The sequence below is a fragment of the Undibacterium sp. Di24W genome (genome assembly GCF_049340325.1).
Lineage (GTDB): Bacteria > Pseudomonadota > Gammaproteobacteria > Burkholderiales > Burkholderiaceae_D > Undibacterium.
This window is the reverse complement of the sequence record NZ_JBMPOP010000009.1, coordinates 93,097-107,508: the sequence shown is the minus strand read 5'-3', so window position 1 is coordinate 107,508 and position 14,412 is coordinate 93,097. Positions and strand designations below refer to the sequence as shown.

Here is a 14,412-nt window from a genome sequence, read left to right as displayed (position 1 = left end):
TAGGCTAATTTTCATCGCTTATCGCCAATCGATAACCAACTCCGGTTTCCGTCAACAGATAACGTGGTTCGGCCGGGTGATCTTCTAACTTAGCGCGGAGTTGCGCCATGTACAGGCGCAGATAATGAGTATGTTCAATATATTCTGATCCCCAGACATCGTTGAGTAACTGTCTGTGTGTGACCAAATAGCCTGCGCTGCGTACCAGTCGCGCAAGTAAATTGAATTCTGTCGGTGTCAGGTGGATGATTTGTCCACGTAGAGTGACCATATGTTTGGCCAAATCGACGAATAAATCCAGATGCGTATATTCGGTGATCGCAGCCGCCAGGCGGGTGCCTCGATGGCGCAGTGCGACGCGCATGCGAGCTAAAAGCTCTGGTACGCTGAATGGTTTCACTAGAAAATCATCGGCGCCCGCATCGAGCAAGCGGATTTTTTGTTCTTCTTGATGACGCGCTGAGATAATCAAAATGGGTAAATTGTGCTGTGCTCGTAGCATGCGCACCAATTGTTCGCCGTCACCATCAGGCAGACCTAGGTCGAGTAAAAGTACGTCGGGCAAAGCATGTTGTAACATCGCGCTTGCTTCGCTGATCGACGTGGCGGTCTGCACCTCGAAGCCTTCTACGCTGAGACTTGCGCGTATCAGCGAGCGGATTTCTTTATCGTCTTCGACGATGAGGGCGCGTATCGTCATGGGATCGTTACTCTAAGTTCGGTGTTGAATGAAGGTACTGCGGGAATCGGTAAGGTGAGCAAAAAACAGCTGCCGCCTTGATCCCTATTGTTGACCACCAAGTTGCCGTCATGGGCCCTTGCTATCGCGCGACAAACGGCTAAACCTAAACCGGCACTACGTTGATTGGATTGATCATGTTGCGCTAAACGTGAGTAGGCGATAAAAATACTGTCATGCTCGGCATCAGGAATGCCGGGACCGCGATCTTTAATCGCTACTTGCATGAATGTAGCTTGCGTTTTATGTTGAACGGTCACGTCTAGCTCTACTAGTTCATCACTATATTTCAAAGCATTATCGAGTAAGTTGCTAAGCAACTGGGCGATGAGTACCGGGTCTAGACGTAATAGAGGTAAGTCTTTCGCTAATGTCGCTTGAATCCGTGATTCGTTATTTCCCTGTTTGATTCTCGCTAAGACCGCGCCGACGATCTCTTCTATCGACTCCCAATCACGTCGCAGACTGTTTTCTGCATGGGTAAGGCGCACTAACTGCAAAGTGTTTTCGGTGACACTGGTCAGATAGTTAGCTTCGTCAACGATATTTTTTAGTAAGCTATCTTGCTGATCAGGTGCCAGCTTGTCGCGCTGGCTTTGTAAAGCACTTGCCGCACCTACCATCACCGCCAAAGGCGTGCGTAAATCATGCGAGATTGCCGATAAAAAAGTACTCTGAAGTTGCTGTTTGTGAGCTTCGTTTTGGGCAGTTTGCAAATTCAGGTTTAGTTGTAAACGCTCGAATGCCTGCGTTAAAAGTGAACATAAGGCCTTGGCATGTTCTTGTCCATCTTCGTCATTCGGTAGTACCGTTTGTATCAATACCGCGCCCCTAATTTGACCAGCACTACCCAAAGGAACATACCAATCATCCAAATCGCCCCAGCGCAAACTACCCGCGCCGAGAAATTGCATCTCTTTCATACAGCATCGCAGTCCATCGATTTGTTGCCTGCTTAAATCAAGTCGAGTGTCCAGATTCAGGTTCTGATCCGCAACTACCAAGCATGCTCTACCTTGAAAGGCGCGCTCAAATGCCGCTTGTCCCAACTGCTGAATGGCTGTAGTGGTTTCTGTGATGGCGAGGCTTATCGCCAACTCTTGTAATTGCCGCGCACGTGTTTCGTTTAAGTGAGCCAGTACGGTTTCTTGTTTCAGACGTGTGGTCAATTGATTAATGACCAGCGCCAAGACGAGCATCGTACCTAGCGCAATTAAATGCTCAGATTGTTCGACGTGAAAAGTCCAAGTTGGCGGTACAAAGAAAAAATTCAGTAGTAAGACAGACGCCACAGCTCCGACGATGGATTGCAGTCTGTCCAACTGATAGGCCGCGATCGTCACGACCAGCACAAAGAGCATCGCCTGGCTGGTGAAGCTGACAAAAGTGCTTAGCAAGGACGAAAGCAGGGTCGCGATGGATAACAACAAGAGCAGGAAGAACCATGCCCGTAGTGCGTAAAGATGTCGCAAAAGTTTGCTCAAAATCGTAGTCATACGAAAGCCTAACATAGTGCTCATTAGAAAAGTGTTAGGAAACGCCGCAATTTTTACACTTTGTTTACACCACGCACCTGTCTTTTAACAAGATTCTTATACGGTTTTTACTATGCTTCTATCTGCAGAAAATGCTTATGGAGGATGGGATGGATAACTTGATTGAAAACTTGATCGATATTGTATATGTAGGAGGAATCTTGGGATTTTTTCTACTGGTGGTGGCCTTAGCGTCAGTGTGCCATCAGATGGATAACAAGCAGCAAAACAAGCAGGAGAGCAAATAATGAATAGCTTTTATGTTATCGGCAGCGTGGTCGCGGCGGCATTGCTAGTGTATTTGGTATATGCATTGTTAAATGCAGAGGAGCTGTGATGACTAATCAATCTTTACTCTTAATGTTGGTCTTTTTTGTGGTCTTGTTGGTCTTAGCTTATCCATTGGGTAAGTTAATTAGCCAAATCGCGGATGAAAAAGCCAAGGTCTCCGGTTTAAATTGGTTGGGCTTCTTAGAGCGAGGCCTATACAAACTGGCTGGTGTCAAGAGCGATCAGGAAATGGGCTGGAAGGGCTATGCCATCGCTTTATTGATGTTCAATGCTTTTGGTACCTTGATGGTCTATGCGGTGCAGCGCTTGCAATTCTGGTTGCCCTTGAATCCTCAGGGTATGCCGAATGTCAGTGCGGATTCTTCTTTTAATACCGCCGTAAGTTTTGTTAGCAATACTAATTGGCAAGCTTACGTCGGCGAAGCGACCATGAGCTATCTGACTCAGATGTTGGTGCTCGCCGGACAGAATTTCTTTTCCGCAGCGACTGGGATTGCGGTGGTGTTTGCTTTGATCCGCGGTTTCTCGCTTCATTCCTCTAAATCCATCGGTAATTTCTGGGTTGATATGACACGCTCGACGGTGTATTTATTATTGCCGCTGTCGGTGATTTTCGCGACTTTCCTAATTAGTCAGGGCGTGATTCAAAATTTCTCTTCGTACAAAGAAGTACAGTTGATAGAGCCTGTGACTTACAGTCAGCCTATTAACGGTCCTGATGGACAAGCATTGAAAGACGATAAAGGCGCACCGGTGATGGAAACTCTGACGACCAAGATGCAAACCTTGGCGATGGGACCTGTCGCATCGCAAGAAGCGATCAAAATGTTGGGTACCAATGGTGGTGGTTTCTTCAATATGAACTCCGCACATCCGTTTGAGAATCCAACGGGGTTAGCCAATTTCTTCCAGATGATTGCGATCTTTCTGATTCCGGCTGGTTTGTGTTTCGCTTTTGGGCGCATGGTCGGTGACCAACGTCAAGGCATCGCGGTGCTCGCTACGATGAGTATCTTATTCGTGGTGATGACCTTAGGTGTAATGGCAGCTGAACAGCAAGCCCATCCTGCCTACGCTGCTCTGAATATCGATCAAGCGCAGAGCGCCTTGCAAGCTGGCGGCAATATGGAAGGCAAAGAAAGTCGCTTCGGTATCAGTGCTTCGACCTTGTTTGTAGCGGTGACCACCGCTGCATCGTGTGGTGCAGTGAATTCTATGCATGATTCTTTGATGCCGCTCGGTGGCTTGGTGCCGCTGGCGTTCATGCAATTTGGTGAAGTGGTGTTTGGTGGCGTTGGCTCTGGTTTATATGGCATGTTGATCTTCGCGATTCTAGCGGTGTTTATCGCCGGTTTGATGATAGGTCGTACGCCAGAGTACTTGGGTAAAAAAATTCAGGCTTACGAAATGAAAATGACTTCCATCGCGATCTTGGTGACGCCGATTTTGGTGTTGGCTGGTACGGCAATCGCTGTTATGAGCGAAGCTGGACGTGCGGGTATCTTGAATCCCGGCGCGCATGGTTTTTCGGAAGTGTTGTATGCCTTTACTTCAGCTGCGAATAACAATGGTAGTGCCTTTGCAGGATTGTCTTCCAACACGCCGTTCTACAACATTATGTTGGCGATTGCGATGTGGTTTGGACGCTTTGCCGTCATCGTCCCTGTGCTCGCCATTGCTGGTTCATTAGCGGCGAAAAAACGTCTGGAAGTGAACGCCGGAACGATGCCTACCCATGGTCCTATGTTTATCGCTTTGTTGGCGGGCACCGTGGTTTTAATCAGTGTGTTGAACTATGTACCCGCTTTGGCTTTGGGGCCTGTGGTCGAACATTTACAAATGTTTAGTCCAGCAAGCCACGCTAAGCCCTAGGAGAATCTGATGTCTAAAACGAATTTACAAAAAAACCTAGCCGGTGCTAAAACCGAACAAGTCTCTAGTGTGGATACTGCCAGTACGAAAAATCGTCTGGCGCTGTTTGATGCGAAGTTGATCAAGCCCGCCATCATCGATGCTTTTCGGAAATTAACGCCACGTACGCAACTGCGTAGTCCTGTTATGTTTGTGGTGTACGTTGGCAGTATCATCACCACTATGTTGTATGTGCAAGCCTTGCTCGGTAAAGGTGAAGCTGATGCTGGATTTATTCTAGCGATCTCTATCTGGTTGTGGTTCACCGTCTTGTTTGCAAACTTTGCCGAAGCACTGGCCGAAGGTCGCAGCAAGGCACAAGCTGCTTCATTGAAAGGTTTGAAGCAATCCGTGATCGCCAAGAAGTTGGCAACGCCAAAACACGGCACCACTTGGTTGCCGGCGTATGTACAAGATCTGCGCAAAGGCGATGTGTTTTTGGTCGAAGCCAATGACGTGATCGCGATTGACGGTGAAGTCATAGAAGGTGTGGCAACCGTGGATGAGAGTGCTATTACCGGTGAATCTGCGCCAGTGATTCGTGAATCGGGGGGGGACTTTTCATCGGTCACTGGTGGTACCCGTGTACTGTCTGACTGGTTGGTAGTACGTGTGACTTCCAATCCGGGCGAAGCCTTTATTGATCGTATGATCGCCATGGTCGAAGGCGCTAAACGTCAAAAAACACCGAACGAAGTTGCATTGACGATCTTGCTGATCGCCTTGACGATTATTTTTTTAATCGTGACTGTCACGCTGTTACCGTTTTCATTGTTTAGCGTGAGTGCCGCGACGGCTTTAGGTTTGAGTTCTGCACCTGTGTCCATCACTGTCTTGATTGCTTTGTTAGTTTGTTTGATCCCAACCACCATCGGTGGCCTGTTGTCCGCGATTGGTGTCGCAGGGATGAGTCGTATGATGCAAGCGAATGTGATTGCGACTTCCGGTCGTGCAGTGGAAGCTGCTGGTGACGTGGATGTCTTGTTGCTGGATAAAACCGGTACTATCACTTTGGGTAATCGTCAGGCATCAGAATTTTTCCCAGCGCCCGGCGTGACAGCAGTGCAATTGGCCGATGTTGCGCAATTGGCTTCTCTCGCTGATGAAACCCCTGAAGGCCGCAGTATTGTGGTGTTAGCAAAACAGCGTTTCAATATACGTGAACGCGATATGGCCTCTTTGCAAGCACACTTTGTGCATTTCACAGCACAAACGCGTATGAGTGGTGTCGATATCGGTGCAGGTGTGGTTCGCGTGGTTCGTAAAGGCGCGGCTGACGCGGTGCGTAAGTTTCAGGAAGCAGCAGGACGCGCTTTCCCTGCCGAAGTCACTAAGACAGTGGATGACATTTCTCGTCGTGGTAGTACACCACTGGTGGTGGTAGATGACGGCAAGGTCATGGGTACGATAGAACTCAAAGATATCATCAAAGGTGGTATCAAAGAACGCTTTGCCGAGTTACGTCGCATGGGTATCAAAACTGTGATGATCACGGGTGACAATAAATTGACCGCCGCAGCCATTGCGGCCGAAGCTGGTGTTGATGATTTCTTAGCTGAAGCAACGCCTGAAGATAAATTGAAATTGATACGCAGCTATCAAGCTGAAGGTCGCTTAGTGGCAATGACCGGTGACGGCACCAATGACGCGCCTGCTTTGGCACAAGCTGACGTGGCAGTGGCGATGAATTCGGGTACTCAAGCCGCGAAGGAAGCCGGCAATATGGTGGATCTGGATTCGAATCCAACCAAGTTATTGGAGATTGTCGAAATCGGTAAGCAAATGTTGATGACGCGTGGTTCTTTGACTACCTTCTCGATTGCCAATGATATTGCTAAGTATTTTGCGATTATTCCAGCAGCATTTGTGGCGACTTATCCGCAGCTGAAATCGCTAGACATCATGCAATTGACCAGCCCGAATTCCGCAATCATGTCGGCGGTGATCTTTAATGCTTTGATTATTGTGTTCTTGATTCCTTTAGCATTAAAAGGCGTGAAGTATCGTGCCGTCGGTGCGTCTTTGTTACTGCGTCGCAATCTCTTGATCTATGGTCTGGGCGGTATTGTTTTGCCATTCGTTGGGATTAAATTGATCGATATGATTTTGACTTTCTTGAATTTGGCTTAACCAATTCATTTGCATAAATATAGGAAACATCATGAGTACAAATAATTCTATCCTGTCCACTTTGCGTCCAGCAGTGATGCTGTTTGTGGGACTGACGGTAGTAGTAGGAATTGCTTATCCACTAGCCATGACAGGTATCGCGAAGGTCGCTTTTAGCGATCAGGCAGAAGGTAGTTTGATCGTCAAAGATGGTAAAGTGGTCGGCTCTAGTTTAATCGGGCAGTCCTTTAGCTCACCGCAGTTTTTCTGGGGACGCCCTTCCGCGACAGGCCCGATGGCGAACAATGCTGTCAATTCTAGTGGTTCGAATTTAGGCCCGACCAATGCGGCGCAGTTGGATAATGTGAAAGCCCGCGTCGAGGCATTGAAAGCCACAGACCCTAGCAATACAGCGGCGATTCCGGTTGACTTGGTGACCGCCTCAGCCAGTGGCTTAGACCCAGAAATTAGCTTGGCAGCTGCGTATTATCAAGTCCCAAGAATTGCGCGTGAGCGTAAAATGACGGAAACTCAGGTACGCGCATTGATCGAACAATTCGCCCAGAAGCCTGTCATGGGCTTGTTTGGCGAACCTCGTGTGAATGTTTTGCAGTTGAATCTAGCACTCCCGCAAGCTAAGTAATTTAGTGTAATCGACAACACACATATTTTTATGGGAAACAACACCGACCAACGCCCCGATCCTGATGTCCTGCTCGCTCATGTGCAGGCACAGGAAAGGCGTGCAACACGTGGCAAATTACGCATCTATTTTGGCGCCTCCGCTGGGGTCGGCAAAACCTATGCGATGCTGTCTGCTGCGCATAAATTACTGAAAAATGGCGAACAGGTCTTGGTCGGTGTGGTCGAAACCCATGGGCGTGATGAGACTGCTGCACTGTTGGATGGACTAGAAGTCTTGCCTTTGAAAGCCATTAGCTATCGTGACAAGACTTTGCATGAATTTGATATCGATGCGGCTCTAGAACGCAAGCCTGTTTTGATCTTGATGGATGAACTCGCACATTCAAATGCGCCAGGTTCGCGTCACCCGAAGCGCTGGCAAGATGTGGATGAATTGTTAAATGCTGGCATTGACGTGTTTACGACGGTGAATGTTCAGCATCTGGAAAGCCTGAACGATGTGGTGGGTGGTATCACAGGCATTCGTGTTGCTGAGACTTTGCCAGATACTATATTCGATGAAGCTGATGAAGTGGTGTTGGTGGATATTCCGGCCGATGAATTACTCGCGCGCTTAAAATCGGGTCGTGTTTACAAAATCCAGCAAGCCGAGCGTGCCGCGAAAAATTTTTTCCGCAAAGGCAATTTAATCGCTTTACGCGAACTAGCTTTACGCCGTACTGCCGATAGAGTGGAAGATGATGTCCAAGCCTATCGCATAGAAAAATCGATTAATGCAGTGTGGAAAACCGATGCCGCTTTGTTGGTCTGTATAGGACCACAAGCCAACGCCGATCATGTGGTGCGTAGTGCGGCGCGTCTGTCCAAGCAAATGAACGCGGAATGGCAAGCCATCTATATTGAGACCCCCGGTCTACAAAAATTACCAGCGCCAGCACGCGAACGTATTTTAAAGAACTTGAAACTGGCGCAAGATTTAGGCGCCAAGACGGCCGTATTGACGGGCAATGATATCGCGCAAGCCATCGTCGATTATGCCAACCAGTATAATTTCTCACGCATCGTGATTGGCCGGCGTAAAGCGGTGTTCAACTGGCGTACCACGTTGGCGCAGCAGTTGGCGGCACGTGCCCATAATCTGGATTTGATCGAGATAGGTGGTGAATCGAATCAAGTTGAAGTCGATCAAGATACGCGCACTGCAGATGTCAAGCCAATACCGCTAGAAAACGGCAATCCAGGCAAACGACGCGCATTGCGCTATGCGTATGCGGCACTCGCCAGCGTCGTCACTGCGGTGGTGGCAACGCCTTTACTGGTGGTATTTAATCTCGTCAATATTGCGATGCTATTCCTACTGACGGTGGTATTGGTCGCAGTAAGATTCGGACGTGGTCCTTCAGTCCTGGCGACGGTGGTGGGTGTATTGGCGTTTGACTTTTTCTTTGTGCCACCGCGCTTTTCTTTTGCTGTTAGCGATCTGCAATATGTCATGACTTTTGGCGTCATGCTGGCGGTCGGGTTGATTACTGGGCATTTAACCGCCGGCCTCCGTTATCAAGCCAAAGTCGCCTCACATAGAGAAGCACGTTCGCTGGCTCTGTATGAATTTGCGCGTGATTTGTCAGGTTTTTTGCAAAGCGAGCAGATCACCGAGGCAACGCAAGCTGTAATACAAAGCGCTTTTCGTGCCAAAGCTACCTTGCTATTGCCCGATGATGAAGGACGCTTGCAATTGCCAGAATCCGCAGCGAGTGGTCTAGATATGGGTATTGCGCAGTGGGCGTTTGATAAAGTGGAAGCGGCCGGTATCAGCACTGATACTTTACCTTCGAGTCCGTACTTTTATTTACCTTTGGTTGCACCTATGCGTACGCGTGGATTGCTGGCGATTGAACCGGAAAGTCGCAGTTGGATCTTGATTCCCGAACAGCGTCAACAATTGGATACCTTTGCCGCATTGGCTGCGATCGCCTTAGAGCGTGTGCACTATATTGAGATCGCACAAGGCGCTTTATTGCACATGGAGTCGGAACGATTACGTAATTCTCTCTTGGCCGCTTTATCGCATGATTTACGTACGCCATTGACCTCGATTGTTGGCATTTCCGAAGCATTGAGCACATCGAAACCGGAACTCAGTCAAAAACAACAAGACATGACGCAAGCGCTCTATGCAGAAGCTTTACGCATGAGTGCCCTGGTTGCCAATTTACTCGATATGGCACGCATACAGAGTGGCGAAGTTAAGTTAGATTTACAGTGGCAGCCGTTCGAAGAAGTGGTGGGCAGTGCGATACGCATCAGTTCACCGCAGTTGAGAGCGCATCAGGTGCAAACGAAACTGGCTGATGATTTACCACTAGTGAATTTTGATGCGGTGTTGATTGAGCGTGTCCTCTGTAATTTGTTAGAAAATGCAGCGAAGTATACGCTAGAAGGTTCGCGCATCACACTGAGCGTGGATCTGTTGGATAGCAATTTACAAGTGATGGTCTATGATAATGGACCGGGTTTGCCAGTCGGCAAAGAAGAAGCGATTTTTGAAAAATTCACTCGTGGTGAGCGTGAATCATCCAAGCCAGGTGTAGGCTTAGGCTTAGCAATTTGCCGCGCGATAGTGGAAGCGCACCATGGCCACATACGGGCGGCGAAATCACCCGATGGTGGTGCCTGTATTTTATTTACTTTGCCATTAGGCGTGCCACCACAAATGCCTGACTTTGAATTGATGAATACTTTGCATACCGAGCGACCATTAGCCATGATCGTCGAAAAACAGGAACAACAATGAGTCATACTGCGAAAGATCCTAGCGTTGGTGCGGCGAGTGCGCCGAGTGCACTCTTGGTCGAAGATGAGCCCCAGATCCGTCGTTTTGTGCGCGCCGCCCTAGAGGAAGAAGGCTGGCAGGTGAATGAATCGAACACCTTGCAACGTGGATTGATTGATGCGGGCACCAGACAACCCGATCTGGTGATACTTGACTTGGGTTTGCCGGATGGCGATGGCATTGATTTCATTAAAGATGTACGACGCTGGTCTAGCGTGCCGATTATCGTCTTATCAGCACGAGTCAGTGAAGTTGAAAAAATCCGCGCACTCGATGCCGGTGCCGATGATTATCTGACCAAACCGTTCGGGATTGGCGAACTACAAGCCAGAGTCAGAGCAACCTTGAGACGGCAGCGTCAACCAGGCGTTGACCTGAGTGGCATCGTACAGTTTGGTGATGTGAAGATCGATATGAAAGCGAGATTGGTGACCAAAGCGGATGAAGTCGTGCATTTGACACCAACAGAATTCAGATTGCTGAAGGTATTGGTTAATAGCGCTGGGCGAGTGGTGACCAATCCTCAATTGCTCAAGGAGGTCTGGGGGCCATCTCATGGCGAAAGCGGTCATTATCTCAGGATTTATATGCGTTATCTGAGGCAAAAACTCGAAGATGATCCTACTCAGCCTAAGTACTTGTTAACTGAAACAGCGGTTGGATATCGCTTGATGCTTCCGCACTAGCTCGCAATAAATTAATAGCTTTATGAGTTGTAATCGACGATCAATTGATTTGTCGATAGGGGTTTTTTACGCCTGAATTTTTGTAGATACGCTCAGGAAAAAATATCGAATCTTTGAAGTACAACAAGGTATCGATGTACCGCAAATTTCGTCATTCCCGTGTGCTCTTAGCGGGAATCCAGTGACGGTACTTGGTCAATGAAAGACACTGGACTACTGCCTACGCAGGAGTGACGAAGTAAAAAGTATTCATGTCCTTGCTGAACGTTGGTTCAACAAGCACATTCACCAGAACGACATGGTCGTTAATTTGAAAGGAAGTAAAATGAAAAACGTATTGTTAGCCGCGGCAGTCGCAACTTTGTTTTGCAGTCAAGCTGCGCAAGCACAAGACGCAGCACCAACGGTGAAGCCAGAGGATGAAGTTAGCTTCAACGCGGCATTGGCCTCAGACTACCGTTATCGCGGTATTTCACAAACACGTCTGCAGCCAGCTCTGCAAGGAGGCGCGGATTATGTGAATAATCCATCAGGCTTGTACGCAGGTGCTTGGGCGTCCACTATCAAATGGACCAAAGATGCTGGCGGTGGTGGTAGTGTTGAAGTGGATTTGTATGCGGGTAAACGCGGCTCATTGACTAGCGATATCAGTTATGACGTTGGTGTCTTGACCTATGTGTATCCGTCGAATGGCTTGGCGGTGAGTGCAAATACGACAGAGATTTATGGACAGCTCAACTATGGTCCAGCCTATGTGAAATACTCGCACTCCACAACAAATTTGTTTGGTTTTGCGAACAGCAAAAACAGCGACTACCTGGACATCGGTGCGAATATTGAAATTGACACTGACTTGGTGTTGAACTTACATGCAGGTCATCAGCAAGTGAAGAACAACAGTATTTCAGCTTATACAGATTGGAAAATCGGTGTCACGAAAGATTTCGGTATTCTCAGTGCTTCCTTAGCTGTGATCGGCACCAATGCCGGTGAAATCGCTTATGCCTCACCAGCGAATGGAAAATTCCTTGGTAAGACTTCTGTTGTAGCGATGTTGAATAAGGCTTTTTAAGTAATAGAGAAGTGTTATCTTTCCGAAAGAAGTCACATTCTTTCTTGATTCTGACTTTTTTTGAACTTGAAGTGTGCGAGCAATGTCGCATTAAGTTGGTCACATCTTTTCATAATTTTGAGCCGGGATATGTCATCAATCAGAAAAAATAGGGGTTTACAATACGTGCGTCAATCTATAGGTATATCGAGCAAGTATTTTTTGGAAACTGCCTCGCGGATATCGATAAAAAAATCAAAAATGCAAATAGACTTTGAAAGTAAAGTAGCGTGTTCAAAAAAAGCTCACCCATCCAGTTTAGGCTAAGGTCGTGATAACAATTCAATCCAAGTCTCGTATTCCGCTAAAGCAGGTTTTTGTTTCACTCATCGCTTTTGCTTTCATCCCAAGCGCTATTGCAGGTCGTCCTATGATCGTTGACGATGCTGGTGTCGTCGCGAATAAAACATGTCAGGTCGAATCATGGCGACAAAAAAATCTCACCGGTGCGGAGTATTGGGCAGTACCGGCTTGCAATTTAACGGGAAATTTGGAGTTGGCAATGGGTGGCGCCAGACTCGTATCTAACCAGATGAGGTCAGTAAATCGATTTCAGATGCAAGGGAAAACCTTGTTTAAGACCATGGACAGCAATGGCTGGGGAGCCGGATTGGTGTTTGGAAATCAATTCGATCCTAGCCAAGGGATGGTCGGTGATCTTTATATCAGGGCGCCTGTCAGTTTTTCATTTCGTGAGGACCAAGTGATTGTGCACACGAATCTGGGTTGGTCGCACAACAAAAACACGAAAAGTGATGCGGCGACTTGGGGTGTGGGCACAGAGATTTCTCTAAACTCGAGAACTGCGTTGACCGCCGAGATCTATGGACAAACTCAGGTCAAACCTTCATTTCAACTGGGCATTCGCCATACCTTGATACCTGATCAACTTCAACTTAGCGTCAGTTATGGCGACCGCCTAAGCTCTCGCCAAGCGGATCGTTTTACCTCTGTCGGTCTGGTGTTTTCATCCATTTCTATTTTTTAGTAAATAGTTATACAAAGCTTGGCCGTTTGAACTCAAAGCCAGCCGGATTTTTTGAAACGATAATATAAGTAAGTACAGACAGTGATCATGGTTGCAAGCGCAGTGGGATAACCATATTGCCATTTGAGTTCGGGCATATGCTCAAAATTCATTCCCCAGATTCCCGCGAAAGCGGTCGCTACCGCAAAGATCGCGGCCCAGGCTGCGAGTCGTTTATTGACTTCACTTTCATCAATATTTACCAAGGATAGGCTGACTTGAATAGCGGTGCTGATGGTGTCGCGTATCGATTCTATGGACGTATTAATACGATACAGATGGTCATGTACATCTCTGAAATATTCTTGTGTTCCGACGCAGATTGGAGGTACTCGCCCACCGTCGAGTTTGCCAACCGCTTCCAGTAGTGGCGCCACCGCATGTTTGAGTGTCATGATTTTTCGTTTGAGTTGATACAATCGTTCGATATTTAAACGTTGTGAGCCTTTGGTAAAAATATGTTCTTCTATCGTTTCCAGTTCTGATTCCAACGCATCGATCACTGGAAAATAGCGATCCACCACCGCATCCATTAAGGCATACAGAACAAAAGCGGAACCCTTCATCAAATGATGTGGTTCGCGTTCACAACGCGCGCGTACACCGAGAAATCCTTGCTGGCTGCGGTTACGAGTTGAGAGCACATAATTTTCTCCAACAAAGACATCGACTTCACCTAAGGATAATTCACCATCAATGAGTTCGACGGTCTGCATCACTGCAAACAAGGAATTGCCGTATTCTTCAATTTTAGGACGTTGATGACCCTTCATCGCGTCTTCTAATGCCAATTCATGCAGGCCAAATTCGTCTTGCATCTGCGTCAGTTCTTCAGGTTCAGCATCCTTTAACGCAACCCAGACAAAGCAATCACTGCGTTTGACATATTCACTAATATCTTCTACCAAAATGTCGGCGAGTTTTTTGCCTTCCTGATAAGCAACGCAATTAATTAGCATGAATCAATTCCTCCGTTTTGTGATGCAGATTGAATATGAAATCTTACATGAGTTGCTTCTTATGAGTGAGGCAATTGATATTGGAAAAATGAGTATAAGCTTTTTGCAATTCCATGTAATGGATATCATTCTTACTGCACGCTGCTATCTTATTCTTTGAGATAGGATGAGAGGAATCGGAAACATCGGCTCCACCTGTAGCAGCAATCCTTATTGAATATCCAACCTTCGTGTTAAGGATGTGGCTGTGATGTCCACTGCGACTGAGGCGCACGTGCCAAGTTCAGTTGGTTCCCCTAGATAAGCTTCGATTAAGGTGCGCCAAGCGCATGGCTCTCGTGGACAAGTAGTAGAAAAGTAAAGTTCTGTGTTGTATCGAGCCTGTGATCCCGAACAAAATCTGTTTTGTCGCGCCTTAGCGCTCTCTGCGACAGCGGTGCAATGCAGTAGTAATGGAATGTTAATTTGCCATTAACTTCCCATCCATTTGATTCTTAATGCCGGTGCAAAAAACTAGTATAGAAAAATCTGCTAAATTAGCGCCGCGAAAGATGGAATCGCGCAGT

At 47.4% G+C, this 14,412-nt stretch carries 12 protein-coding genes; 9 read left to right on the top strand and 3 right to left on the bottom strand.

Annotation, left to right across the window (positions count from 1 at the left end; genetic code table 11):
- Positions 1-4: 4 nt before the first annotated feature.
- On the bottom strand, positions 5-700 hold the full coding sequence (locus ACO0KZ_RS17945) for a response regulator (RefSeq protein WP_422997735.1): 696 nt from the start codon (positions 698-700) through the stop codon (positions 5-7).
- Positions 697-2,250, bottom strand: coding sequence for an ATP-binding protein (locus ACO0KZ_RS17940; protein WP_422997733.1), 1,554 nt, complete (start codon positions 2,248-2,250; stop codon positions 697-699). Before ACO0KZ_RS17940 ends, ACO0KZ_RS17945 begins: the two co-directional genes overlap by 4 nt.
- 134 nt (positions 2,251-2,384) lie before the next feature.
- Between ACO0KZ_RS17940 and ACO0KZ_RS17935 the strand changes: the two genes are divergently transcribed.
- From ACO0KZ_RS17935 to ACO0KZ_RS17895, 9 genes are all read left to right on the top strand, one after another.
- Positions 2,385-2,522, top strand: coding sequence for a hypothetical protein (locus ACO0KZ_RS17935; RefSeq protein WP_422997731.1), 138 nt, complete (start codon positions 2,385-2,387; stop codon positions 2,520-2,522).
- Positions 2,522-2,611 (top strand): K(+)-transporting ATPase subunit F, encoded by a 90-nt coding sequence (kdpF, locus tag ACO0KZ_RS17930; protein WP_186922325.1) that lies wholly within the window; start codon positions 2,522-2,524, stop codon positions 2,609-2,611. Before ACO0KZ_RS17935 ends, kdpF begins: the two co-directional genes overlap by 1 nt.
- Positions 2,611-4,437 (top strand): potassium-transporting ATPase subunit KdpA, encoded by a 1,827-nt coding sequence (gene kdpA / locus ACO0KZ_RS17925; RefSeq protein WP_422997729.1) that lies wholly within the window; start codon positions 2,611-2,613, stop codon positions 4,435-4,437. The genes kdpF and kdpA overlap by 1 nt, the downstream gene beginning before the upstream one ends.
- Before the next feature lie 9 nt (positions 4,438-4,446).
- On the top strand, positions 4,447-6,606 hold the full coding sequence (gene kdpB / locus ACO0KZ_RS17920) for a potassium-transporting ATPase subunit KdpB (protein ID WP_422997727.1): 2,160 nt from the start codon (positions 4,447-4,449) through the stop codon (positions 6,604-6,606).
- A 31-nt stretch (positions 6,607-6,637) separates the two neighbouring features.
- The gene (kdpC, locus tag ACO0KZ_RS17915; protein WP_422997725.1) at positions 6,638-7,228 is read left to right on the top strand and encodes a potassium-transporting ATPase subunit KdpC; all 591 of its coding nucleotides are present in this window, start codon (positions 6,638-6,640) and stop codon (positions 7,226-7,228) included.
- Positions 7,229-7,258: 30 nt separating this feature from the next.
- Complete coding sequence (gene kdpD, locus ACO0KZ_RS17910) at positions 7,259-10,024, top strand: two-component system sensor histidine kinase KdpD (protein ID WP_422997723.1); 2,766 nt, start codon at positions 7,259-7,261, stop codon at positions 10,022-10,024.
- A complete protein-coding gene (gene kdpE, locus ACO0KZ_RS17905; RefSeq protein ID WP_422997721.1) occupies positions 10,021-10,749 on the top strand; it encodes a two-component system response regulator KdpE in 729 nt (242 codons plus the stop codon). Before kdpD ends, kdpE begins: the two co-directional genes overlap by 4 nt.
- Before the next feature lie 325 nt (positions 10,750-11,074).
- The gene (locus ACO0KZ_RS17900; protein WP_422997719.1) at positions 11,075-11,821 is read left to right on the top strand and encodes a TorF family putative porin; all 747 of its coding nucleotides are present in this window, start codon (positions 11,075-11,077) and stop codon (positions 11,819-11,821) included.
- Positions 11,822-12,131: 310 nt separating this feature from the next.
- Complete coding sequence (locus ACO0KZ_RS17895) at positions 12,132-12,848, top strand: autotransporter outer membrane beta-barrel domain-containing protein (protein WP_422997717.1); 717 nt, start codon at positions 12,132-12,134, stop codon at positions 12,846-12,848.
- Between the two features lie 32 nt (positions 12,849-12,880).
- On the opposite strand, the gene corA is transcribed toward ACO0KZ_RS17895, so the two are convergent.
- A complete protein-coding gene (gene corA / locus ACO0KZ_RS17890) occupies positions 12,881-13,846 on the bottom strand; it encodes a magnesium/cobalt transporter CorA (protein ID WP_422997715.1) in 966 nt (321 codons plus the stop codon).
- Positions 13,847-14,412 lie beyond the last annotated feature (566 nt).